General features: G+C 28.7%; 22 protein-coding genes and 1 pseudogene. 7 read left to right on the top strand and 16 right to left on the bottom strand.

The window, feature by feature from the left end; genetic code table 11:
• Positions 1 to 26: 26 nt before the first annotated feature.
• From CW731_RS07215 to dnaK, 5 genes are all read right to left on the bottom strand, one after another.
• Positions 27 to 2924, bottom strand: a complete 2898-nt coding sequence (locus CW731_RS07215) for a histidine kinase (RefSeq protein ID WP_100946084.1) — start codon at positions 2922 to 2924, stop codon at positions 27 to 29.
• A 253-nt stretch (positions 2925 to 3177) separates the two neighbouring features.
• Entirely contained in the window at positions 3178 to 5739 is a 2562-nt protein-coding gene (locus CW731_RS07210; protein WP_100946083.1) for a T9SS type A sorting domain-containing protein, read from the bottom strand.
• A 114-nt stretch (positions 5740 to 5853) separates the two neighbouring features.
• Positions 5854 to 6606, bottom strand: coding sequence for a LytTR family DNA-binding domain-containing protein (locus CW731_RS07205; RefSeq protein ID WP_100946082.1), 753 nt, complete (start codon positions 6604 to 6606; stop codon positions 5854 to 5856).
• Between the two features lie 4 nt (positions 6607 to 6610).
• Positions 6611 to 9499, bottom strand: a complete 2889-nt coding sequence (locus CW731_RS07200) for a histidine kinase (protein ID WP_100946081.1) — start codon at positions 9497 to 9499, stop codon at positions 6611 to 6613.
• A gap of 277 nt (positions 9500 to 9776) precedes the next feature.
• On the bottom strand, positions 9777 to 11672 hold the full coding sequence (gene dnaK / locus CW731_RS07190) for a molecular chaperone DnaK (RefSeq protein ID WP_100946079.1): 1896 nt from the start codon (positions 11670 to 11672) through the stop codon (positions 9777 to 9779).
• A 245-nt stretch (positions 11673 to 11917) separates the two neighbouring features.
• On the opposite strand from dnaK, the gene CW731_RS07185 reads away from it, so the two are divergent.
• Together CW731_RS07185 and CW731_RS07180 are read left to right on the top strand one after the other, a co-directional pair.
• A complete protein-coding gene (locus CW731_RS07185; RefSeq protein WP_100946078.1) occupies positions 11918 to 12259 on the top strand; it encodes a DUF2853 family protein in 342 nt (113 codons plus the stop codon).
• A gap of 87 nt (positions 12260 to 12346) precedes the next feature.
• Positions 12347 to 13771, top strand: a complete 1425-nt coding sequence (locus tag CW731_RS07180) for an L-serine ammonia-lyase (protein WP_100946077.1) — start codon at positions 12347 to 12349, stop codon at positions 13769 to 13771.
• Between the two features lie 59 nt (positions 13772 to 13830).
• Here the strand turns inward: CW731_RS07180 and CW731_RS07175 are convergent, their stop codons facing one another.
• Both CW731_RS07175 and yaaA read right to left on the bottom strand, forming a co-directional pair.
• Positions 13831 to 14478, bottom strand: a complete 648-nt coding sequence (locus CW731_RS07175; protein WP_100946076.1) for a vancomycin high temperature exclusion protein — start codon at positions 14476 to 14478, stop codon at positions 13831 to 13833.
• Position 14479: 1 nt separating this feature from the next.
• Positions 14480 to 15238, bottom strand: a complete 759-nt coding sequence (gene yaaA, locus CW731_RS07170) for a peroxide stress protein YaaA (protein ID WP_100946075.1) — start codon at positions 15236 to 15238, stop codon at positions 14480 to 14482.
• 146 nt (positions 15239 to 15384) lie between these two features.
• On the opposite strand from yaaA, the gene CW731_RS07165 reads away from it, so the two are divergent.
• On the top strand, positions 15385 to 16500 hold the full coding sequence (locus CW731_RS07165; protein ID WP_100946074.1) for a DUF2914 domain-containing protein: 1116 nt from the start codon (positions 15385 to 15387) through the stop codon (positions 16498 to 16500).
• A 3-nt stretch (positions 16501 to 16503) separates the two neighbouring features.
• On the opposite strand, the gene CW731_RS07160 is transcribed toward CW731_RS07165, so the two are convergent.
• The gene (locus CW731_RS07160) at positions 16504 to 16917 is read right to left on the bottom strand and encodes a hypothetical protein (protein ID WP_100946073.1); all 414 of its coding nucleotides are present in this window, start codon (positions 16915 to 16917) and stop codon (positions 16504 to 16506) included.
• Positions 16904 to 17485, bottom strand: coding sequence for an RNA polymerase sigma factor (locus CW731_RS07155; RefSeq protein WP_100946072.1), 582 nt, complete (start codon positions 17483 to 17485; stop codon positions 16904 to 16906). Before CW731_RS07155 ends, CW731_RS07160 begins: the two co-directional genes overlap by 14 nt.
• Positions 17486 to 17636: 151 nt before the next feature.
• Here CW731_RS07155 and CW731_RS07150 point away from each other — a divergent pair, with 151 nt between their 5' ends.
• The 3 genes and pseudogenes from CW731_RS07150 (at position 17637) to CW731_RS07140 (ending at position 19037) form a co-directional block, all read left to right on the top strand.
• Entirely contained in the window at positions 17637 to 17987 is a 351-nt protein-coding gene (locus tag CW731_RS07150) for a DUF6249 domain-containing protein (RefSeq protein ID WP_100946071.1), read from the top strand.
• Between the two features lie 95 nt (positions 17988 to 18082).
• Positions 18083 to 18446: pseudogene (locus CW731_RS07145) on the top strand (peptidase M28); the annotation flags it as partial.
• 15 nt (positions 18447 to 18461) lie between these two features.
• Positions 18462 to 19037, top strand: coding sequence for a YdeI family protein (locus CW731_RS07140; RefSeq protein ID WP_100946070.1), 576 nt, complete (start codon positions 18462 to 18464; stop codon positions 19035 to 19037).
• Positions 19038 to 19118: 81 nt separating this feature from the next.
• On the opposite strand, the gene CW731_RS07135 is transcribed toward CW731_RS07140, so the two are convergent.
• Together CW731_RS07135 and CW731_RS07130 are read right to left on the bottom strand one after the other, a co-directional pair.
• Positions 19119 to 20585 (bottom strand): sigma 54-interacting transcriptional regulator, encoded by a 1467-nt coding sequence (locus tag CW731_RS07135; protein WP_100946069.1) that lies wholly within the window; start codon positions 20583 to 20585, stop codon positions 19119 to 19121.
• 61 nt (positions 20586 to 20646) lie between these two features.
• The gene (locus CW731_RS07130; RefSeq protein ID WP_100946068.1) at positions 20647 to 21771 is read right to left on the bottom strand and encodes a VWA domain-containing protein; all 1125 of its coding nucleotides are present in this window, start codon (positions 21769 to 21771) and stop codon (positions 20647 to 20649) included.
• Between the two features lie 126 nt (positions 21772 to 21897).
• Between CW731_RS07130 and CW731_RS07125 the strand changes: the two genes are divergently transcribed.
• The gene (locus CW731_RS07125) at positions 21898 to 22773 is read left to right on the top strand and encodes a TIGR01777 family oxidoreductase (protein ID WP_100947651.1); all 876 of its coding nucleotides are present in this window, start codon (positions 21898 to 21900) and stop codon (positions 22771 to 22773) included.
• A gap of 67 nt (positions 22774 to 22840) precedes the next feature.
• On the opposite strand, the gene CW731_RS07120 is transcribed toward CW731_RS07125, so the two are convergent.
• The 5 genes from CW731_RS07120 to CW731_RS07100 are packed head-to-tail and all read right to left on the bottom strand — an operon-like array spanning position 22841 to position 25771.
• The gene (locus tag CW731_RS07120) at positions 22841 to 23455 is read right to left on the bottom strand and encodes a YceI family protein (protein ID WP_100946067.1); all 615 of its coding nucleotides are present in this window, start codon (positions 23453 to 23455) and stop codon (positions 22841 to 22843) included.
• Between the two features lie 7 nt (positions 23456 to 23462).
• Complete coding sequence (locus tag CW731_RS07115; RefSeq protein ID WP_100946066.1) at positions 23463 to 23729, bottom strand: acyl-CoA-binding protein; 267 nt, start codon at positions 23727 to 23729, stop codon at positions 23463 to 23465.
• Positions 23730 to 23731: 2 nt separating this feature from the next.
• Positions 23732 to 24388, bottom strand: coding sequence for a phosphatidylserine decarboxylase family protein (locus tag CW731_RS07110; protein ID WP_100946065.1), 657 nt, complete (start codon positions 24386 to 24388; stop codon positions 23732 to 23734).
• Between the two features lie 2 nt (positions 24389 to 24390).
• A complete protein-coding gene (locus CW731_RS07105) occupies positions 24391 to 25185 on the bottom strand; it encodes a phosphatidate cytidylyltransferase (RefSeq protein ID WP_100946064.1) in 795 nt (264 codons plus the stop codon).
• A 1-nt stretch (position 25186) separates the two neighbouring features.
• Complete coding sequence (locus tag CW731_RS07100) at positions 25187 to 25771, bottom strand: hypothetical protein (RefSeq protein ID WP_100946063.1); 585 nt, start codon at positions 25769 to 25771, stop codon at positions 25187 to 25189.
• Positions 25772 to 25777: the final 6 nt, after the last annotated feature.

Genomic DNA, 25777 nt, shown 5'->3' with positions numbered 1-25777 from the left:
TTTAAATAGTTTCCCAGAAAAATATTTTAGTTATAGGGTATTTTTATAACTACTCTGGTGCCTTCTTGTACTTTTTGGTAAGTAATACCTATATCGGTTTTATAATATTCTTTTAAAAAAATCATTTTTTCTTCTATTGCACCTGTAGAAAAAGACTTTTTATAGTGTTGCTTGTTTTTATTAATTTCCTTTGCTTTCTCAATACCAACACCATTATCTTCAACGATGCATATTAAAGACGTAACTGATTTTTTAAAACTTAACAATAGTTTTCGTCTACCTTCTTGCTTATTCAACAGGCCATGTTTTATTGCATTTTCAACATAAGGCTGAATAATCATTGTTGGTATTTTTATTTCTGAAATATCATTTATTAAATTTATATCATATTCGAAATTATCACGAAACCTTAACTGTTCTAATTCTAGATATTTTGTTAGCATTTTTATTTCTTCTTCTACCGTAACAAAACTTTTTTCACTCATATTTAAATTTTCTCTTATCAGTAAAGAAAACTTAGTTAAGTAATCATAAGCATCATGTTTATTTCCTTTTAAAACTAAATTCTGAATTGAATTTAAAGCGTTAAAAGTAAAATGAGGGTTCATTTGTGATTGTAAATTTTTTAGCTTTGAATAAACGAGTTGTTTTTGGATTTGCTCTTTTTCTAAAAGTTCTTTTTGCCTTAATCGTATCTTTTTTACTCTTAAATTAGAAAGGTGCCTAACAATAGCAGTTACCAACAAAATAAGACTTAATCTAAACCACCATTCCTTATAAAAAGGTGGTTTAACTATTATTTTAATAGATTTAATGGTAGTTGTTTTATTCTCGTTTATATCAGTTGCTCTAAGTTTTAATGTATAATTATCAGCTGCCAAGTTGTTAAATATTAATTGACTTGCTTTTACTTCAAGATTGTTCCATTTAGAGTTGTTTGAGGCGTCTATTAATTTGTATTGATAGATTAAATTATCTTCAGATAAAAAACCATTATTATGAAAGTTAAATTCTATTTTTTTTACACTTGAATTTAATTCGTATTTTTCTTTCTCTGGTACTTCAACGTTGTCAACTAAAATATTTTTAAAATAGAAATCGTAAATAGTTCTTTTTTTAAATGCTTTTTCTTTATTTAATTTAAAAAGGCCCTTGTTGGAACTAAGAAATAATTCATTTTTAAAAGGAATTATTTCAGAAATATTTAAAGAATTTAAACCATCTTTTTGAGTTAAATTTTTAAAGGTACCTGTTATTGTATTTAATACCTGTAAACCTTTATCGTTTGAAATCCAAAGTAAATTACCATCTCCTTTTATTTTACCTAGTCTATTTGATAACAATCCATTTTTATTTGTATAATTAATTGTTTCTTTATTTTTTTTTACTCCTATTAATCCATCTTTAAATGTAGATATCCAAATAGTACTATCATCGGTTTTATCTATATCAATTGCAAAAATCGGTTTATTATTAAACGTGATTTTAGAGGAAATATAATCTTCATCGTACTTTTTAAGGCCAGTTATAGTACCAACATAAATTTCTTTTTCTTTACGATTGTAATAACTGGTGTATGCCCTATTTCTATTTAAATAAGTTACATTTTTATCTTTTGTATTTATAATAGTTGTAGATTGATGAGAAGGTCGTAATAAAAGGTTGTCGCCTAAGTAAGATAAGTCTTTTGCATTATGCCCCAATTTATCTTTATAAAATTTATCTTTCTTTTTATCATAAATTAAAAAAGATCCATTTAAACTTAAAAAAACTTTTTCACTTCCTTCAGCGATTGAAAAAACTTTTTCTTTTAAGTTATTTTTTTTAAATTTTAGCTTATTTGTTTTTACATTTAAAATAGCAATATCTCCTTTTGTAGAACCAAAAATAAGAGCGTTGTTTCCAAGACGACTCATTGCACTTATATTGGTTTTATTTGGTTCTAAATCGTATTTTTCAATATTAATATTAGGAATTATATAGACACCATCCCTTAGACTAGTAATCCAATAGTTATTATTTCTATCTTTTAAAATACCTGTTATTGCTTTCTCTTTAAAATAAGTGTTTTCTAATTGAAATTTTCCTTTTTTAAAACGATATACAAATACTCCTCCGTATGTACATACCCACAACTTATCGTCTATTTCAACAAATTTAATAACAATATTGTTTTCTAGATTCTTTGGTAAACTAAATTCTTTTAAGCGATTAAATTCTTCGTAAAATAGCTTCGGTTTTGGTTTCGGTTTTAAGCCATTACTATTATAAGCGTATATTAAGTTTTTTTTATTAAAAGAACTTAACGTCCATTTATTATAACTAGACTTATTATATTTATAGAAAGACTCTTTTATAATTTTTTTTTTATTTTTTGAAACAATTTTTAAATCGTCACCTTCTAAAAAAATAACAGTATCATTTCTTACCTGAAAGTCAAGAAAAGATGTCTTACTGTCAAATAAACGCGTTTTTTTTAAAGTATTTATATCAATTTCTATAAAACCAGATTTTGTACTGACTACTATTTTATTTTGATAGAATGAAAAAGTAGTTAAAAAATTACTGCTATCTCCTTCCTCTAGACTTGTAAAAAGAATTAGCTCATCATTTTTAATGTAGAAGAATTGGTCTGAAATATTATTACACCATAACTTACCTGTCGAATCTATTTTTAAACCAAATACTGAAAGTCCTTGTTTATCTGGGTGCGTGTAGTTTTTAAACTCCTTTCCATCATAACGAAAAAGCCCTTTGTTTGCTGCTAACCAAATAAAACCTTGTGAGTCTTCTACAATATCATAAAACTCAATATCTGGTAACCCATCTTTCTCTGTTAGGTGAGTAAATATAGGGTGTTGAGCTTTTGCATTTTTATTTGCAAATAAGAGTATTAAAAGAATTAATAGATGTATATACTTCACAATAAATCAAAACTACATTTTTAATTTGAGTAAATAAGTTTCAAATAAATAATAAACGAATCTTTTGTTCATTTTTATTGAAAAAATTAATGCATTGCAAAAATTAGTTTATTAAAAATAAAGTAGTCTAAATAATTTCCGAATACTACTAAATTACTTCCTAAAGGTTTCAAATATTTTTTTTTTACAAAAAAAACGCAATCAAATTAATGATTGCGTTTTAAATAACTTTTTCTTTTTCTGTGAGGAAATACTATTTCTTCACAATTTTTTTGATACCGACTAAATTTTTGTCTGTAGTTATTTTAATAAAATAAATTCCTGAATTTAAAGAGTTGATATTTAGTTTTTTAAATTTACTAGAAGCTGCTTTTTGACCTTGTAAATTAAATACTTCTATTAGTTTTATATTTTCATCAGTTTTAATATTTACAATTCCGTTTGTTGGGTTAGGATATACAGAGAAATCTATTTTACTTAAAGTTGCTATTCCTGCAACTGCAGATGATCCAAATTCATATGCTCCTAGATCTACAGTTGTATCAAATATTCTTGAATTACCAAGTATATCTGCATTAATATCTGTAGGCAATTTAGCATTATCTCCTGTGTTAATTGCAGGTGAATTTGCTTGTAAACTAAAATCTGTAGCACTTGTAAACAATGGGTCGGTAAGTACTATATTTTGTTTATATGTTACTTTAGAAAAACCATCTGCATCTAAACTATTATTAACTAATATGTTTGTTACTGGAGGATACCCATTATTACCATTTCTACCGATTGCAGGAACTATAGCGCTGTTTCCGTCTGTGTTGTTCCAAAATATAGTGTTATCTACATTTATTTTAATAGTTCCTTTGGTTTGCCCTATATCTATAACCGAAACATCATTTCCTGCGGAAGGAGTACGATTTATGGTGTTATTAACAAAAGTATCATTGGTAAATGAAGTATTTATTGTACAAGTACCTGCATCATTTCTAAACCAAAACATCCCCGATCCATTAACGTTATCTACAGTATTATTGGCATATAATGAGTTTACACTATTAAAAGTAAGTGTTCTGGCTGAATTAGGCCTACTATAAAGTACTGTAGAAAATTTTGCTAAATTATTTTTAAAGGTTGAGTTAGAAAACGTAATAGCTACATTACCAGTACCATCTATAGCACTAACAACACCTGCACGAGTAACTACATTTCCTGTTAGTGTACAATTATTTAATGTTATTTTTTTTACGCTTGGCAATACCGTAACAGCACTCCCTTCTTGTAATGCACTTGTAGATCCATTTCCGTTTGCATTGGCAATAGTAATACCGTCTAATACAACATCTTCTCCACCAACTTTTACAATATTATAGCTGTTATCTGCTTTTGTGGTATTGCTAAAAGAAACTGCACCTGCATCATCTCCATTTAAATCTCCTGAGAAAATGGTTGGGTTATTTGCAATATCTCTTTGTGTTATTGAAGTTTCTGTACCTGCAAAACCACCGTATATTTTTAAACTATTGTTAGAGATTATATTGAAAGATTTTGCTCTATCAGAAGCATCTGGAGTATAGGTTCCTTTTGCAATCCAAATTTCGGTTGTTAAACTTCCTATGTTTTCTAATGCATATTGAATACTAGAGCTTGCGTTTGCCCAAGAACTACCATTGTTGTTTCCTGTCGCATTTTTATCAACATAAATTATTGGCTGATTTACAGGAGGAATAATAGTGAATTTTCTAACTGAAGCTTTTACGCCATCTAAATATAAAGCATACAAATTACCATTCACTTTATCTATTGCCATATTAATAAAAAAGTTACTACTATTACTAGTTATTCCAGTATCTGGTAAAGTAGACCAAATACCTATGTAAGAATTAAAGCTTTCAAAAACAATATTTTCTGTGTTTTTGTCTGCATACATTATATATAACTTATTATCTACAAAGTTTTTTCTAAATTGTACAATATCATTAGCTGCATCTATTCTTTTAATAAATGTACTGCCATTATAAACTACTATTTCATTTGCAGGGTATAGATTCTGGTTGCTGTCATATTTGTTTGTAATATCATATGCAGCAACATAATTATTATCAGAAATTCCAGAAACATTTGTTAAAGTAAGACTTTCTCCACGATAAGTGTCTGGTGATATTCTAAAATCTGTAGCAGCATAACTATCGATTGATAATTTAGCAATATTCCACAAATTTCGAGTTTGAGCTACTTTATGGGCGATATAAAATTTATCAAAGGAATTATAATCAAATAGACTTCCATTATTTTCACTGTTGTATTTTGGACCATTTAATTTATTTAAAGTTCCTGCAGATTTTTTTTCAATAACAACAAATTTTTTGCTTGTTATTTCATAACCAGAAACTCTTATATCTCCAGAAGTATTAAATTGAATTTGTACTTTAAGGTCTGCTAAAACCACATTATGGTTAAACTCTAAAGTCCAAGTTGTGCCATCAAAAGTATACACATACAAAGTAGAATCTGTTGTGTCTCTATAAGCTACAATTGGTTGGTTGTTGTTGTGGTTTATTTGCAAGGCAATATTTGCTGCATTTAAACCAACTAATGCTCCTTGAGCTACCCAATTACTACCATCAAATTTTTGAACAGAAATTTTACTAGAACTTAAAGGTTCTATAATTGCAACATAAGCCTCACCTGTTGTTGGGTGTGTTGCAATAGCTCCATCAGAGGCAAAATTGGTAAATTGTGCAGCACCAACTTGAGACCAGTTTTGTGCAAATGTTACACTACTTATTAAAAGTAGTAATAAAAATAATTTTGTTTTCATTTTTTCTTTTTTTAGTTTATTAGAACAAAAATGAAAAAAGTACTAGAAGGTTTTATAAACTATTTAGTGAACCGTACTATTTTTTTAGTGAATGGTGTTTTTTTAAGAAAGAAATTAAAATATGCGGTTTATCATTTCTAAAAAAGCTTCTTTTCTATCCCTAGCTATTGGAATTGTTCTTTTGTTTTGCATTACAACATGTAAACCATCTTTTTTTACTAGTTCATCCATAAATTTTAGATTTATTAAGAATGAACGATGAGGTTTGTAAAACATCGATTTATCAATTAATTGATCTGTAAAATGCTTTAATGTTTTACAAATTATTTCTGTTGTACCACTAATTAAATGTACTTTAGTATAAACACCGTCTGCTTCAAAAAAAAGTATTTTATCGTATGATATAAATTTTATTCCTTTTGGTAATTCTAAAGCAATTTTATTAATTGCCAATTGCTGAAAAGATTTTTCTAAAGTTATTATTTTCTGTTTTACAAAAGATTTTTCAGAAATTACTTCTACTTTATTTACAGCAGATATAAGTTCGTCTGAATCTATAGGTTTTAATAAATAATCTATAGCAGAGGTTTTAAAAGCTTCTATTGCATATTGATTGTAAGCAGTTGTAAAAACAATTTTAAAATCTATGGGTTCTGCTTTAAAATAATCTAAAATTTCTAAGCCAGATTGTTGTGGCATTTCTATATCTAATAGTACCAATTGGGGTTTTTTAGATTTAATAATAGATACACCTTCACTAAGGTTAGATGCTTGGTAAATATATTTAACACCAGTGCATTCTTCAACTAACAAAGTTGCTAAAACATTTCTTGCATGGCTTTCGTCGTCTATAATTAAAACTTTCATAAACTTATTGTATTGGTATTTTAATAATTATTTTAGTACCTTCTGGTGTATTATTACTATCTTTTTTATCTATTATTTCTATCTCTATTTTTTCTGAATTAGTAGAGTTAATTAAATCTATTCTCTTTCGATTTGCTTGTGTAGCAAAAGATTTTGGTAATTTAATTCTACTTTTTATTTTTTCTGAAGCAGTTCTTCCAATGCCATTATCATCAATAATGCATATTATTTTTTTTGTTGATGAACTTAAAGAGAAGCTTAAATTTAAAACCTTGTTATTTTCTTTATGTAATAACCCATGTTTTAAAGCATTTTCTACATAAGGTTGAATAAATAAAGAAGGCACATAAGTAGATTGTGTTCGAATATTATCATCAATAGAAATAGAAAAAATAAGATTATCATTAAATCTGTCTTTTTCTAATTCTAAATATAGTTTTAAAGCTCTAATTTCTTCTTCTAAAGTAATATTAGTTTCTTGGCTATGTTCTAAATAAATGCGAATTAATCTAGAGAATTTTACTAAAAACTGTCTTGCTAATTTTTTTTCATTTAAAATAATATAATCCTGAATAGAGTTTAGTGCATTAAAGATAAAATGAGGATTCATCTGAGATCTTAAGTTCTCTAATTGAGAAAAAACTAAAGCTTTACTTATTCTTTCTTTTTCTAATTCTTTTGCTTGTATTTTTTTTAATCGTTTTGTTTTTGTTTGCGTGTAAAATACTGCAAGTGCAATTAATATAATTGTAATTAATATTAAAAACCACCACCTTTGGTAAAAAGGAGCAAGTACTTCAAAATTTATTTCTACTATTTCAGAATATTTTTTACCAAACCTATTTTTAGCTCTAAGTTGAAACTGGAACTTACCAGGTGCTAAGCTAATAAACTTAACAAAATCTACGTCTTCTCTTAATGCAGACCAAGTTTTATCTTTGCTAAGTTTGTATTCATATAATATATGTTTTATAGATTGAAACTCTTTTGTATTAAAACTAATATCTACACTACTTTTGTTATGTGCTAATACATACTTCTTTTTAACTTCTACTGGTTTTCCTTGTATGAAAATATTAGTTATATAGATATCTGGTGTTGCTCTTTCTTTAAAAATTTTGTTTTTATTAAAACCATAAACACCCATGTTGTTCGTATAAAGTACTTGGTTTTTTAATACTTCTATATCTTTAATTTTATAAGAATTTATACCATCTTGTTTTGTAAGACTTTTTATTTCATTTACTATGCTGTTATAGTATTGTAAACCATTATTTGTAGAAATCCACAAGGTTTCATTATCTGCTGCTATGCAGTTTATAACATTAGATGCTAAACCATTAGTTTTATTTAAATTAAAAATAACGGTATCATTTTTAATTCCTAAAATACCATTATCGTAAGTGGCCACCCAAATAATACCATTAGAAGTTTCTATAATATTAAAACCATAAATAGGTTTGTTTTTAAAAGTTATACTAGGTAGTTGCTGGTATTTACTATCGAAAACTTTTAAACCTTCTATGTCTGCTAAGTATATTTTATTATTAAAAGAAGAGTAAATAGATTCATGAGATCTAACATTTGTTATTCTTTTTTCTTTTTTTAAACGAGTAATAGTTGTACCAGAATGGTTACTTATTAGATATGTAGAATCGTTTATAAATGCAACTGATTTTACTGCTCCTAACTTATTTAAATAATCTCTTTTATTATTTTTTTCAGTATAAATTAAATTTTGATAATCTGATGCGTATAAAAGTTTTTTGTTTTTTGAATTATACTCTAAAGCTCTTATAGGTGTTTTATCATTTAGATGAATTGGTGTTAGTGTATTGGTATATATATTTAGTTCTAACAGATTTCCATCTCTTTTAGCTAAAAAACAGACAGAATCGTTCTTTTTTTCAATTATCTGTACATCGTTAAAAGTATTAAATTGTTTTAAATGTTGATTTGGTATAAGGTAGAGTCCGTTTTTTAATGTAGAAACCCAAACATTATTATTTTTATCTTCTATTATATCTGTAACAATTTCATTTTTTAGATAATGCGTTTTAATATTTAATTCTTTATTTTTATAAGTAGTAATAAAAACCCCTTTGTTTGTCGCTAAATATAGATTGTTGTTTATTACTGTAACTCTATCTATTTTAGAGTTTATAATTTCTTTTGGAAGCTTAATTTCAGTAGTATTTCTTTTTGTTGAATTAACTAAAATTAACTGAGAATTGTTTAAAACATTATCTCTAAAAACAATTAAGGTTTGATCTTTAAATTTAGTGAAATGTGTAAAGAATTTTAGTTTTTCTTTACTTTTTAAAGGGAAGTTTGAGGTTTTAAATAAAGAATCTAAGAGAACTACATGGTTGTTTTCATTTATAAATAAAAATTTGTTAGCTAATGGAATTCCAATATTGGTGGTACCTATATTAAAAAGTGTTTTTACTATTTTTTTTGTGTCGATATCTACACAAAAAATAGTATTCATTTTTCTTATTAAAAGATTATTTTTAAAAAAACTATAATCCGCAAGTTGTCCCTTTAATTCTTTTTGATAATCTTTAAAAAGCTTTAGTTTATCACCATCAACAAAGAAAAACTGACCAGCAATATTATTACACCAAATATTTCCTTTTGGGCCTAGTTTTAAATTGAATAAAGATTTTCCCTTTTTATCAGGATGAGAAAACTGTTTGAAAATTTTACCATCATATCTATGAAGGCCATTATCTGAAGCAAACCAAATAAACCCTTTAGAATCTTCTTTCATAGAGTAAAACTCAATATCTGGAAGCCCATCTTTTTCTGTAAGATGAATAGATACTGGTTCTTGTGCTTTAATAGTAAAGTGGACAAGAAATATGAGATAAAAGAGTTGTATAAATTTCAAAAACTTTTTTTGGACATAAATCTACAAATTTATATGGTTTTCATCTTTGTTTTTTTAGTGAAAGGAGCATTTACAGTAATGAATGGTTTTTACTTTTTTAGTTCTTTAAACAAAAAAAAACGCAATCAAATTAATGATTGCGTTCTTATATATTTAAGAAAATATGCTTTTCTTTTAAATAAACCTCAAATCAAGTTTAGAAAACCTTTATGAGATCCCGCAGAAAATCGGGATAAGCGATATGTAAGAATTTGTGGAAACAAATTCAATATTTTGCTTACTTTACTTCTTCGAAATCTACATCTTCAACATTATCTCCTTGAGCATCAGCTTCTGGTTGACCTTGTTGAGCATCAGCTCCTTTAGCTCCATTCTCAGCAGCATACATTTCTTCAGATGCAACTTTCCAAGCTTCATTAATAGTTGCTAAAGCAGTATCAATTAAAGTTAAGTCTTGAGATAAATGAGCAGCTTTTAATTCTACTAAGGCAGCTTCAATTGGTGCTTTTTTATCTGCAGATAATTTATCACCAAATTCAGTTAATTGCTTTTCTGTTTGAAAAATCATAGAATCTGCTTCATTAATTTTTTCTGCAGTTTCTTTTGCTTTTTTATCAGCATCAGCATTTTCTTCTGCATCTTGCTTCATTTTTTCGATTTCTTCTTCAGATAAACCAGAAGAAGCTTCGATTCTAATCTCGTGAGATTTGTTTGTTCCTTTGTCTAAAGCAGAAACTTTAATAATACCATTTGCATCAATGTCAAAAGTTACTTCAACTTGAGGTACACCTCTTTGTGCAGGAGGTAAACCATCTAAATGGAAACGACCAATAGTATTGTTATCTGCAGCCATAGCTCTTTCACCTTGTAATACGTGAATTTCTACTGATGGTTGATTGTCTACTGCTGTAGAGAATACTTGAGATTTTTTTGTAGGAATAGTTGTGTTTGCATCAATTAATTTTGTGAAAACATTCCCCATAGTTTCAATACCTAAAGATAAAGGTGTAACGTCTAATAACAATACATCTTTAACATCTCCAGATAAAACTCCACCTTGTATTGCAGCTCCTAAAGCAACAACTTCATCAGGGTTTACACCTTTACTTGGTGCTTTTTTAAAGAATTTTTCAACAGCTTCTTGTACAGCAGGTATTCTTGTAGAACCACCAACTAAAATAACCTCATCTATTTCATCAATAGTTAAATCTGCATTTCTTAAAGCAGTCTGACAAGGCTCTATTGTTCTTTTTACTAAATCATCTATTAATTGTTCAAATTTAGCTCTAGACAATGTTCTTACCAAGTGTTTTGGTCCGCTAGCAGTAGCAGTAACATAAGGTAAGTTAATTTCTGTAGAAGCAGAAGAAGATAATTCAATCTTCGCTTTTTCTGCAGCTTCTTTTAAACGTTGTAAAGACATTGGGTCTTTACGTAAATCTAAATCTTCATCAGCTTTAAACTCTTCTGCTAACCAGTTAATTATTTTTTCATCAACATCATCACCACCTAAATGTGTATCTCCAGCTGTAGCTAATACTTCAAAAACACCATCTCCTAATTCTAAGATAGAAACATCATGAGTTCCACCACCAAAATCAAAAACAGCAATTTTTTTATCATCGTTAGATTTGTCTAAACCATAAGCTAAAGCAGCAGCTGTTGGCTCGTTTATCATTCTTTTTACTGTTAAACCTGCAATTTCACCAGCTTCTTTTGTAGCTTGTCTTTGTGCATCGTTAAAGTATGCTGGTACAGTAATAACTGCTTCAGTAACCTCAGTTCCTAAATAGTCTTCAGCAGTTTTTTTCATTTTCTGTAACACCATTGCAGAAATTTCTTGTGGCGTATATAAACGACCATCAATATCTACTCTTGGCGTATCATTATCTCCTCTTACTACTTTATAAGGAACTCTTCCTGCTTCTTTAGAAGACTCAGAAAATTTGTTTCCCATAAAACGTTTAATAGAATAAACCGTTTTAGTAGGGTTTGTTACAGCTTGTCTTTTAGCTGGGTCACCAACTTTACGTTCTCCTCCTTCAACAAAGGCAACAATAGATGGTGTAGTTCTTTTTCCTTCAGCATTAGGAATTACAACTGGCTCATTTCCTTCCATTACAGAAACACATGAATTTGTTGTTCCTAAATCGATTCCAATTATTTTACTCATAATATTTATTTTAATTTTTTAAAAATTCAACTTTACAGTTTCTATTAGTCAAACTACGTGCCAACTGCTTTTTTTATAGAAAATGTCAGTTTTATTATTTTTGTTGAAACATATATGTGACATTTTGACATTTTTAGAGTCTAAACGAATGAGTAGAAGAATATTTGAAATCCTAAATTATTTTACTATATTTGGGTAGTTCTTTTAGAATCAAAAATTTATAAAAATAATTAAACTGAAAAAAAATGAGTAAATTTGACGAAAAAGTAGCTTTATACAAGAAATTTATGGACGATAGAGATTTGCGTTCTAATTCCGATTTATTAGCTGCTGTAACAAAAGGTTTAGGTCCATCTATCTACAAAGTAGATGCAGAAACCGTTTCTGGTTCAGATGCTAAAGAATTGGCAACAGTTAAAAACAATTTCTTAATTAAAAAATTAGGAATGGCAGATAGCAAAGAATTAGACGCTGGTATAGAGGAGGTAATGGAAAGAATTGGTAAGTCTGAAAGAAAAAAGTACAGAGCAGTAGTCTACTATATGCTAGTTAAAAAGTTTGATAAAGAGTCAGTTTACGGAATGTAAGAATATCTTTTTTAATTATACAAAAAAATCCAACTCATTGCGTTGGATTTTTTACATTTACAGCATATAATTTAATCATTTTTACGAATGTCGCAATTTATTAGTGTTTTCGATATGTTGAAGATTGGTGTTGGTCCATCAAGTTCACATACATTAGGTCCTTGGAGAGCCGCAGAACAGTGGGTTCTGAAATTAAAAGAGAATAAAAAATTTCATTTAGTTGATGCAATTCAAGTCGATTTATATGGTTCTCTTTCTTTAACAGGAAAAGGACATGCCACAGATTTGGCAATTCAATTAGGTTTAAGTGGAGCAGATCCAGAATATGTGCCAATTGAAAATATTGGTGTTATAATTAACGACATTAAAGAGAAAGAATTACTTTCTCTAAATGATGAAAGAAATGTTCCTTTTTTTAAGGATTCAATCATATTTAACAAAGAATTTCTTCCTTTTCATGCAAACGGAATTAAATTTAGAGGTTTTTTAAAAGGTGAAGAAATTTCCACTCAGACTTATTATTCTATTGGTGGAGGTTTTATTGTGCAAGAAAATGATCATCTAGAAGAAGAAATAGAAATTACAGAAAAGAATTTTCCATATCCTATTAATAGAGCAATTCAATTAGAAGAATATTGTGAGAGAGATAATTTATTAATTTCAGATATAGTTTTAAAAAATGAATTGGAATTACGTACTTCAGATGAAATTGATTTCGAGTTGAATAGAATTTGGGACACCATGTTAGAGTGCATGCATATTGGTTGCCATACAGAAGGAAGGCTTCCTGGAGGGCTAAATGTAAAAAGACGTGCTTTTGATACACATAAAAAATTAATTAAAGACACCATCTATACAAACCCGAAAGAATGGATTACTGCCATAAGAAGTACAGAAGTAAAGTTTAGAGAAATTTTAAAATGGGTAAGTTGTTTCGCCCTTTCTGTTAATGAAGTAAACGCAGCTTTAGGTAGAGTTGTAACTGCACCAACAAACGGAAGTGCAGGTGTAATTCCTGCAGTTTTAATGTATTATTTGGTAATAGAAAATCACGAAGCAGATTTTAAACAAATTAAAAAATTCTTATTAACTGCTGGTGAAATTGGTAGTATTTTTAAGAAAAATGCTACAATTTCTGCAGCAATGGGAGGCTGTCAGGCAGAAATAGGTGTTTCTTCTGCAATGGCGGCAGGGGCATTAACAGAATTATTAGGTGGTACACCAGCACAATGTTTGTCTGCAGCAGAAATTGCAATGGAACATCATTTGGGTCTAACGTGTGATCCTATTGGAGGTTTAGTGCAAGTACCTTGTATAGAAAGAAATTCTATGGGCGCAATAAAGGCAATTCATGCCGCAGAAATTGCTTTAGAAACCGACCCGAAGGACTCTCTGGTACATTTAGATAAGGTTATTGATACCATGTGGGAAACTGCAAAAGATATGCATAAAAATTACAAAGAAACTTCTGAAGGAGGTTTAGCTGTTAATGTAGGTTTGGCAGATTGTTAGTGTTTTAGTAAGCCGTTAACAGGTAGAGACTACCTGTTAACAGCTTATTCGTGGTTAATTTATTCTACCTTTATTTTTTTTCCTAAAAATTTAGGTTTTACATTACATAGTATATCCACAAAAACTTTAACCCTTGCGAGATACTCTCTTAATTGAACCTTTAATCCATATTTACCATAAATACCTTTTGCATTAAAACCAACTGCTTTAATGTTAAAGTATTCTGCCAAATAAATGGCTCTTTCATTATGAAATTTTTGAGATATAATTGTCACGGAATTCTGACCAAAAATTTCTTTTATTCTAACAACAGAATCTAGAGTTCGAAAACCTGCATAGTCTAAAAATATTTTGTTTTCTGGAATTCCTGCTTTTATCAGGTCATTTTTAAAATCTGTAGGTTCATCATAATTTTTAGAACTGTTGTCTCCGCTAATTACAATGTACTCGATTTTTTCAGACTTAAATAATTCAATGGCAGCATTTAATCTATATTTATAATATAGGTTTATTTGTCCGTTTCTTAATGTTTTAGAAGTTCCTAAAATTAAACCAACTTTATTTTTTGGAATATTTTTAGTTTCTGAAAATATTTTTTCTTTTGCATTTTTTTGAACTAATTTATGAGATAAGAAGATGCAAAAAACACAAAGCAAAATAAAACAAAAAGATATTTTTAATAATTTTAGAAGGGTTTTCTTTTTCATTTTAACGTGTAAAAACCAATTCAGTTTCTGTAGACATTTCTTCAGAAAAACGATATTTATCAACGTTAAAACCTTTTAAATCTTCAATAGTATTCACATCGTTGTCAATAATATAGCGCACCATTAATCCGCGAGCCATTTTAGCGTAGGTCATCACAATTTTATATTCACCATTTTTTAAATCCTTAAAAACAGGTGTAATCATTGGTACTTTTAAAATCTTTTTAGGCAATGCTTTAAAATACTCTGTACTCGCTAGATTTACTAACAATTCATCATCTTTTAATTCTTCATTTAGAGAATTGGCAAGTTCATCATTCCAAAATTTATAGAGGTTTTCTGTGCTGCCTACTTTTAATTTTGTACCCATTTCTAATCGATACGGCTGAATTAAATCTAGCGGTTTAAGTAAACCATACAAGCCAGACAAAATTCTTAAACGTTCTTGTAATACGGGTATTTTATCTGCGGATAAAGAGTTTACATCAATTCCTTTAAAAACGGCACCCGTAAAAGAATAAATAGCTTGTTTTGCATTTTCTTTGGTAAAAGGAGTTTCCCAACTCTGGTTTCTATCATAATTTAGTGCAGCTAAATCATCAGAAATTTTCATTAATTCAGATAACTTCTTTTTAGAAATTGTTTTTAATTTCTTGTTTAGTTTTTTAGATTGTTCTAGAAAGCGAGGTTGTGTATGTAAATCTGTTGGCACTTCACTTTCGAATTCTAAAGATTTTGCTGGAGATATTATGATTTTCATTTGTTAAATTTGAAAAATAAAATTATTAATTTTGTCTGATAAAAATACAAAGTATTACAGTAATTTTACAGGAATATGAGAAGTAAATACTGATATTTCTATCAATAAAATTTATTTATCTTCATACATAAAATTAATAGTTTTTAATGATTAAGAAAAGAATAAAATATAAAGAATCTTACTTTTATAAACAGGTAAAAAAACATCAAAAATATGCACCACTTTTATTTTTTATAGGTGGTTTTGTTTGGGATTCTCTTACGTTAGGTAGAATAGACAGATTCTATGATATTGTAATTCTGTGTACTTACATGACACTATTAACTATTAGTATTTATATTTATAACTTGGTAGATGGAGACAAATGGAAAAACACCTTATTTAGAAAATATGAAGCTTATCTTCCGCTTGGAATTCAGTTTTTTTTAGGAGGCCTTACAAGTGCTTATGTAATTTACTTTTCTAGAAGTGTTTCTTTATCTAAAACAGCTTCCTTCTTTTTAATTCTTCTTTTTTTACTGTTTGCAAATGAATTTTTTAAAAAAAGAATTTCTAATAAATACCTTCAGTTTGGCGCCTATTATTTTGTGAACTTTACTTTTTTAAGCTTTTTTGTTCCAGTTATTTTAAAAAAAATGAGCACTGAAATTTTTATTATTTCAGGCTTTATAAGTTTAATTTCTACTTTTTTACTAATTATTCTAGTGTATCGAAATAGTTATTCAACCAGAACCGAAATGGTAAAATGGAAAATGATTGGTTTAATATTTAGTATCTATCTGTTAATTAATACATTTTATTATTTTAGGTTGATTCCTCCTGTTCCTTTGGCATTAGATAAAGGGTTGGTAGCACATAATATTAAAATAGAAAATGGCAATTATACCGTTTCTTATGAAGTTGATGAATGGTATGTTTTTTGGCGAGACCATAAAATTGATTTTAATAGAAACCTGAACAAGCCTGTATATATATTTACATCCATATTTGCGCCTACAGATTTAAAAAAGAAAATTTATCATCAATGGAAATGGTATAATACGAATACTGATGAGTGGCAAAATTTAGATAAAATTGGTTTTGAAATTACGGGTGGTAGAGATAATGGTTATCGAGGCTATAGTTTTAAAAATAATATAATTGATGGAGAATGGAAGGTGGAAGTAATTACAGAAGAAGGTTTGGTTTTAGGTGTGGTTGGTTTTAATATTAACACCTCTAATACGATAAACATGCATAAAATAGTACAAAGAAAGTTTTAGAAATTAGGAATCGAATTGCTTATTAAAATGATTTTTTAAATATGCAATTTGTACAAAGACTAAAATAGAAAAGGTAACAACAGCAAACATAATTGTTGATGATATAGAGATATTACCAAACAAGTTTGGAATTTCTACTTTTGGCATAAAACGATAATCTAGTACAGGAAAATTAACTGTATCGGTGCTTTTACCTTTCAATAAAAACCATAAACAAGTAGCTACAAAGCCAAAAGAAATAAACCATATTTTCTTAGAAATTAATGGTACTGTTTTTAAAACGGATTGTTTTTCTTCAGTAAGAATTGCATCCATAATTGAAGAGGTAAAATCAGCCTTTGTTTTGTCTAATTCAATTTCTTGTACATACTTTTTTAAAAAAGTATCTTCTTCCAGGTGTTGTTTATTTTTTTCCATAATGCGCTATCATTTCTGGTTCAAATTTTTCTTTAACAATCGATAATAAATGTTTTCGTCCTCTGTGTAATTTTACTTTTACATTGGCTTCAGAAAACTGAGTTATGTTTACAATCTCTTTCAAACTTAATTCTTTATAATAAAAAAACCATAAAATAGTTCGTTCTTCTTCTGGCAATTCATCTAAACAGTCTTTTAAAATTGTTGCTCTATCTTGCCTTTCTATCGTTTTTAAAACATCATCTGTAGAACAGACATTAAAAGAGAGCATGTTTTCTATAGAATCGGTTTTATAATCCTTTTCATTTTTCTTAAACCGGTCTAAACAATTATGATACGTAATTGTATACAACCACGTAGAAAACTTAGAATCTCCTTTAAATTTAGATAAATTTTTATACGCCTTTATAAAAGTATCTTGACTCACTTCTTCTGCTTCCTCTCTATTTTTAACCATCTTTAAAGCAACCGTAAATACTAAATTTTTATAAGCATCTACCAATTCTGCAAAAGCATTGGTGTTTCCCTGTAGAACTTTTTGTATTATTAATTGGTCTTGGTTGGTCATCTAGTGTATGACTGTAAAGAATGAAAAAAGGTTACACATTTATATAAAAAATAAATAAAATTAAAAAGTTTAAACTTTCTGTAACCTTTAATAGAAATCCTTCGTCAAAGCTACAAACACAATAAAATTAATCATTTAAATTTATAATAGTATGGAAGTAGCAATTGTATTTATGTTTTTATTCGCAATAATTTTTGGAATATTTTATTTATTCTTTTCAACAAGAAATAAAGAACGCTTAGCATTAATAGACAAAGGGGTAGATGCCACAATTTTTATGAAAGGACAGCAAAACAGAAAGGCAGCGCCTTTTTGGAAAATTTTAATTCTTAATTTAGGTTTATTAGCAATGGGAATTGGTACAGGAATGTTTGTCGGTTCAATTTTATATAAACACCTAGGATTTGAAAATGAAGTTGCCTACATAGGCTCTATGTTTTTATGTGCTGGAGGGGCTTTATTAATTGGGTTTCAGCAGACAAAGAAATTGGATAAAGAATAACTTTTCAAATTATAATTAAGATACAACCATTTCATTTATATGAAGTGGTTTTTTGTGTTAGAGAAAGCCTGTACCTTTATAGAAAACTTTTTAAAGTGAAAATAATAATCCTTTTAGTGCTATTTGTTACACTATCAATTTCAGCACAAACAGATGCTAAAATATATGATATTATAAATGCTGTTTCTGCGGAAAGAATTAAAGCAGATGTAAAAACATTAACAGAATTCGGAACAAGAAATACATTTTCAGACACTATCTCGAAGACAAGAGGAATTGGTGCGGCAAGACGTTGGATAAAGTCGGAATTCGAAACCATTTCTAAAGCCTGTAATAATTGTATCGATGTTTCTTATCAAAAGGATTTTGTTACAAAAAAAAGCAAACAGGAGAGTGCCTCATGATGCTTGGGTTGTAAATGTCGTGGCAATTCAAAAAGGAACAAAGTATCCGAATAAAATTTTAAGATAATACATGTTAAAGAAACCAGAATTATATTTTAAAAATGATGTTGAATGGCGAAGTTGGTTGTCTGAAAATCATACTTTATCTGAAGGGGTTTATCTTATTTTTTATAAAGTAGAAAACGAAGAAGCATCAATGCGCTGGGAAGAAGCAGTAAAAGTTGCCTTGTGTTTTGGTTGGATAGATGCTACTGTAAAGAGTTTAGGGAATGGAAAACGCAGACAATATTTTTGTAAAAGAAATACGAAAAGTATTTGGAGCGCTTTAAATAAAAAATATATTGAAGTATTAATTTCTGAAAACTTAATGCATAAAAAAGGTTTAGAAATTATTGAAATAGGCAAACAAAATGGCTCTTGGTCTGCTCTAGATGAAGTTGAAAAAGGAATAATTCCTGAAGATTTACAACTTGAATTCAATACCAATAAAGTAGCTTTTGCTAATTATAAAAATTTTGCACCAAGTTATAGGAAAAATTATTTGTATTGGTTGTATCAAGCCAAAAGAGAAGCAACAAGACAGAAAAGAATTACAGCAATTATCTCTTTTTGTGAGCAAAATATAAAATCTAGAGATACTTGGTAGTCTTAATAAAAGACCTCACAGGTTTTTAAAACCTGTGAGGTTTCAGTTTTTTTTTAGCCTGAGCTTGTCGAAGATTTTTTATTACAATCCGCTAATAAAACTACCATAAGGATCTTTAAATTGCGTTCCTTCTGCAAAACGATATTTGCTTAATTTTTTAAACTCGACCAAACCCCACAAGACAAACTCTTTCATAAAATAAGTATCAGCTTCATTCCTATTTGGCTGGTATTTTTTGATGAAATTATCTAAAGGTTTTATTTTATCTAACGCTGTTTTATATTCTTCTTCAGAATGTTCATCTAACAATTCAAAATCTTCTTCGGCATTAAAAAACCAAGAAATAATAGCATCATAAGGCGTTTCTTCATCTTGTTTCTCTAATTTTTTAATTTCAGGAAAGTAAGTAGGAAATAAAGTGATCACTGCTTTTTTTATCAAACTCTCTGCAACTACGTGCGCGCCTTCTTGTTCGCCTTCATATACCAATTCTACTTTACCAGTAATTGCAGGTATAATTCCGTCGAAATCATTCAGACGAATCATTGTTTTATCATCACCAGAAAGTAATGCCCTTCTTTCTGCAGTACTTAATAAATTCTCAAAAGCAGAAATACTTAAACGTGCACTTACACCACTTTTAGCGTCGATATATTCACTTTCTCTCGCTTCAAAAACAATTTGCTCTAACAAATCTTTCGCTAATTCTGGCACTTCTATAAAATCTTTCTGAGCACTTGCTTTGTTTGCTTCTTGTTGTGTAATGGTTTTTGCCGTTTCTAAATCCTCGGGATAATGGGTTAAAATCTGCGAACCAATTCTATCTTTTAAAGGCGTAACAATACTTCCTCTATTGGTGTAGTCTTCTGGGTTTGCAGTAAAAATAAATTGCATATCTAAATTCAAACGCATTTTAAACCCTCTAATTTGAATATCGCCTTCTTGTAAAATATTAAATAAAGCCACCTGAATTCTAGCTTGCAAATCGGGTAACTCATTAATTACAAAAATACAACGGTTTGCTCTAGGAATCATTCCGTAATGAATCACTCGATCATCTGCATAACTTAACTTTAAATTGGCAGCTTTAATAGGATCTATATCTCCAATAATATCTGCAACAGTAACGTCTGGGGTTGCAAGTTTCTCTGCAAAACGCTCCTTTCTGTGCATCCAATAAATTGGTGTTTCATCTCCTTTTTCCTTGATCAATTCAATTGCAAATCTTGAAATGGGATTTAATGGATCATCATTAATTTCCGAACCTTCTACCACAGGAATGTATTCGTCTAATAAATTGACCATCAATCTTGCCAAACGTGTTTTTGCTTGTCCTCTTAATCCTAGTAAATTAATATTGTGTTTACTTAAAATAGCTCTTTCTAATTCTGGAATCACGGTATTTTCATATCCATGTACGCCTTCAAAAACAGTTTCTTTGCGCTTTATTTTTTCAATAAGATTTTCTCTTAATTCATCTTTTATACCTCTAGAAGTATATCCAGATTTTATTAACTCGCCTAATGTCTTTATGCTTTCTAAATTCATTTCTTTATTTTAGATGAAACAAACTTTGCAACTTTATATATTGCAATTTTGTAACTTGTTTTTAACCTTTAATCCTTTTCTTTCTATTGGTTTCGTAATCTTCAAAAATCATTTCTCCCAAACCTTTTAAACCTGTGTAAAATGCTTTTCCTTGATTGGCTTGTGTAAAAGCTCTTACAAATTGCATTAAATACGGATCTTGTGCAATCATAAAAGTGGTAATTGGAATGTGCAATTTTCTGGCTTGTTGCGCCATTGCATAACATTTATTTACAATGTATTTGTCTAAACCATTACTGTTCTTGTAATATTGACCATCGGGCAGACGCAAGCAGCTTGGTTTACCATCGGTAATCATAAAAATTTGTTTGTTGGTGTTTCTTTTTCTACGAAGTAAATCCATCGCTAAATTTAAACCAGCAACGGTATTTGTATGATAAGGCCCCACTTGTAAATAAGGTAAATCTTTAATTTTAATAGACCAAGCATCGTTCCCAAACACAATAATGTCTAAGGTGTCTTTCGGGTAACGCGTGGTTATTAATTCCGCCAAAGCCATCGCAACTTTTTTGGCAGGTGTAATTCTATCTTCGCCATAGAGAATCATCGAATGGCTAATATCTATCATTAAAACAGTACTCATTTGACTTTTGTGCAGGGTTTCTTCTACCACCAAATCGTTTTCGGTTAGACTAAAATTATCCATCCCGTTATTTATTTGAGCATTCTTAATACTTTCAGTAACAGAAACCTTGTCTAAAGCATCTCCAAATTGATAGGCTCTTAAATCTCCTGTATGTTCATCTCCAATTCCTGGAGATTTATTTTTATGATTTCCAGCGCCACTTCTTTTAATTTTTCCGAAGATATGATTTAAGGCTTGTTGCCTAATCGCACGTTCTGTTTTCGGAGTAATCTTTGTTTGACCAATTCCATCACCTTTTAACTCTTCTTTGATGTAGCCTTTCTTTTTTAAGTCTTCAATAAAATCATCAATGGTATAGTTTTCATCGGTCAACTTATATTCAACATCTAGAGAACGCAACCAATCGATGGCTTCATCAAAATCGCCAGAAGTATGTGTAATTAGCTCTTTAAATATTTCAAAAAGCATCTCAAACGGAGATTGATTTTCTAATTCATAGGTTTTAAAGACAAAACCTTTTCTTTTTTTATTGTTTTTCATCACTATAAAAATACGACTTTAAGAAACGTTTAAAAAAGTATTTAGATTAGTTTATTAGATATTTGTATAGATTTGTTTTATGAAACACTAAAAAAAGTAAACAAAAAAAATAATTATCTTTACAGCATGGCAAAAATATTAATTACAGGAGGTACAGGCTTAGTAGGAACTCGATTAACAGAATTGTTAATCGATAAAAACCATGAAGTAAGAGTTTTAAGTAGAAATCCGTTAGCAGAAAATGAATTTGAATGGAATATTTCTAAAAATTTTATTGATGCTAAAGCTCTTGAAAATATAGATTATATAATTCATTTAGCAGGTGCAGGAATTGCAGACAAACGTTGGACAGTAGAAAGAAAAAAAGTGATTATTGACAGTAGAGTAGAAACAGCTAATTTATTATTCAATAAAATAAAAGAACAAAAGATCTCTTTAAAAGGATTTATATCTGCTTCTGGAAGTAATTATTACGGAGCAAAAACTACGGATAAAATTTATAAAGAAACAGCTGCGGTTGGCAATGATTTTTTAGGTGAAGTTTGCCAAAAATGGGAAGCAGCAGCCAATCAATTTAAAGTATTAAATATTCCGGTAACAATTCTAAGAACAGGAGTTGTTCTATCTAAAAAAGGAGGTGCTTTAGACAAAATGAAAACACCAGTAATTACACCTTTAGGGTCAGGAAAACAGTATATGCCTTGGATTCATGTAGATGATTTATGTAACTTATATATAAAAGCTGTTGAAGACGATTTTACAGGCATATACAATGCCGCGTCACCAGAATATCATACCAGTAAAACCTTTTCTAAAACATTGGCAAAAGTTATCAAAAGACCTTATGTACCAATTGCTGTTCCTGGGTTTTTATTAAAATTGATTTTTGGAGAATTGGCAATTATTTTGTTAGAAGGAAGTAGATTGTCATCAGAAAAAATAGCACAAAAAGGCTTTGTTTTTAAATACAGAGAATTAAAAGTAGCTTTAGAAAATTTATAAATGCAAAAAAGGATACATTTTTAAAGTGTATCCTTTTCTATATGTATAGATATTGTTTAAGAGTGTCTTAAAATTCTGAAATAATGTTTAAAGCAACATCACTCCATGTTTTAGAAACTCCGTCGGCACCTGTATGCAAAGCTTCGCAAACTTTATTTAAAGAAGCTAAAGCGTCTAATGCATTCCATTTACTTACATCCATCGTTGCGCTCATTGCAAAAGTATTGTTTACAATAGTATATTTAAAAGGAACTTTTTCTGAAACTCCGTTCATTTTAATCATTGCAGAACCAATAGAGTCGTTTTCTATCATTAATTTACCAGAAAGTAATTTTGTGTTACTCATTACATCAAAGAAAAATTTCTGAATTTTATAATCTCTACTAGAATCTTTTGTAAAAATACTACTTACAGGAATTGAAAATTCAGTATTATGTAGTGCCTCTTTAATCGTATTTCCAGCACCGCCAGAAGTAATTTCTATTTGCCTAAATTGACCACCAACGGGTGTTTTTTCTGTAAATTTATAGGCTGTAAAATTAATTTCATTGGTTGCTTTTTTTAATGAAAAAGCAGCGTTTTTTTCAGCGTCAGTGGTTTTGTCAGTTTTTTTATCAGATTTACAAGAAGTAAAACTTACACTTAATGAAATTGTTAGTAATAGAATAAATACTTTTCTCATGTTTTCTTTATTTATTGTTATTTAATACTGAGTTTGCTAATTTGATATATTCTTTTTTTGCTTCGTTAGAAGACATGTCTTTTATTTGCATCCATGCATTTATTTTAAAAGCATTTCTAACATCTGTTTCACCATCAAAAGGAAGATTGCTGCCAAAATTTGCTTGTTTATAATATGCATAAAATTTTAGCATAATATCTGGTGCTACAGCTTCCTCTAATTTAGAAATTTGACTAAAGGCTTCTTTAAACGCTATGTCTAAATCAGAATTCATATTTATTTTTTTGCAACTACTTGAGTTCCTCCTTTTACTTTATCACCTAATTTTACAGTCAACTCTGTACCAAGAGGTAAATACAAATCTACTCTAGACCCAAATTTTATAAAACCGGCGTCTGTACCTTGTATTACTTCATCACCTACTTTTGCGTAGTTTACAATTCTTTTTGCTAATGCACCTGCAATTTGTCTGTAAAGAATTTCACCCATAGCATCGTTTTCTATTACTACAGTTGTTCTTTCGTTCTCTGTAGATGCTTTAGGATGCCACGCAACTAAATATTTTCCTGGATGATATTTGCTGTATTTAACAACACCACTCATAGCATATCTTGTAACATGCACGTTAATTGGAGACATAAATATAGAAACCTGTAATCTTTTATCTTTAAAATATTCTGGTTCTTCAACTTCTTCTATAACAACAACCTTACCATCTACTGGCGCAATAATTGTACGTTCATCTAAACTAGTTGCTCTTTTCGGGTTTCTGAAAAATTGCAATACAGTAAATAATAAAACTAAAATTACTATTTGAATGGCTTTTACCAGCCAAATAATTTCAATAAATTTCTCTGCTAATAAAATACCTACAATAGATAGTATAAAAGCAATTACAATAATCTTATAACCTTCTTTGTGAAAACGAATCATACTTAAATAATAAAGTTAATATACAAATATACAAACGGAGCAGCAAACAACAAGCTATCTAACCTGTCTAAAATTCCTCCATGACCTGGCATAATAGTACCACTATCTTTTATTTTTGCTTGTCTTTTTAGTTTCGATTCTACTAAATCTCCAATAGTTCCAATAATAGCTACAATTGCAGCAATAATTAACCAATTAATTAGAGATAAATCTGAATTAAATATGCTAATTATATATCCAGCTATGAGGGCAAAAATAAAACCACCTATAAAGCCTTCTATTGTTTTTTTTGGTGAAACAGAAACAAATAATTTTGTCTTACCAAAGTTTTTTCCCACTATAAAAGCAAAACTATCGTTTACCCAAATAAGCACTAAAATAGAGATCATTAAATATGGGGTGTAGTTTTGATTGTAAAAAGGTAATAAAATTAAGAAACAAAATGAGAATATTAAATATCTAATAGTTAGACCTAGTTTTTCTCTTTCAGTAGAAAATATAATTTCTTTTTTTCTAAAAAGTTGATAAATAAGGTATATTGAAGATAATATGTTTATTCCTAAAATAATAGCAATAGCATAGCTATCGGGTCTTTTTAGCATTAAAAATAAGGTGATACCAAATAGTATATAAGAAATTATACTTTTAAAGTTTATCATTTTAGCAAGTTCCCAAATAGCAACGAGACCAAAAAGGGAGACCAATGTAATATAAGATTCTTTAGAAAAAAGAATAGCAGATATAAAAATTAAAACATAAATGATTCCAGAAAAACTCCTTCTTAAAAGGTTGCGCATATTATAAATCTTCTAACAGCAGCAAATATAAGTTTTTTGAGTTACTGTTACCGTAGTTTAAAAAATTATCATCTATTTTATTAATCTCGTAATCTTTAACGGATGAAATGTTAGTGGGTAATATACCTTTAGAATTTGTTTTTATGCCCGTTAAACCTTCATTTGTATTTCTAACAAGTTGACTAGTTGTAGCGTATACGATAAAGTTTTCAGAATGTTCAGATAACTTATTACTTTTTAATTGATTTGATGAAAAAAGAATATCTCCATTGTCAGCAATTAAATGTTCGCAAGTAGTGAAAAAAGGAAGCGATTTTTTGAATATTGAGTCAACAGCAACCTCTTTTTTATTAAGATAAGGAAGTAATTCTGCATTTGTAACTGAAATTTTACTCCAGTTATTTTCAAATAAGATACTTTTTATGTTCTCTTTGACTTCTTCTTCTTTAAGACAGTATAGAAATTTACCCCCTTTTTTAATAAAATTATGCACGAATAAGTCATCCAAAGACAAATTTACTTCTTGTCTTTGGATATCTTTATCTTCTTTAATAGGTATGTTAAATAGTTTTTTAAAAAATTTCATTCTTTA

This window comes from Polaribacter sp. ALD11, assembly GCF_002831685.1.
Classification (GTDB): domain Bacteria; phylum Bacteroidota; class Bacteroidia; order Flavobacteriales; family Flavobacteriaceae; genus Polaribacter.
This window is presented reverse-complemented; position numbering and strand designations above follow the sequence as displayed.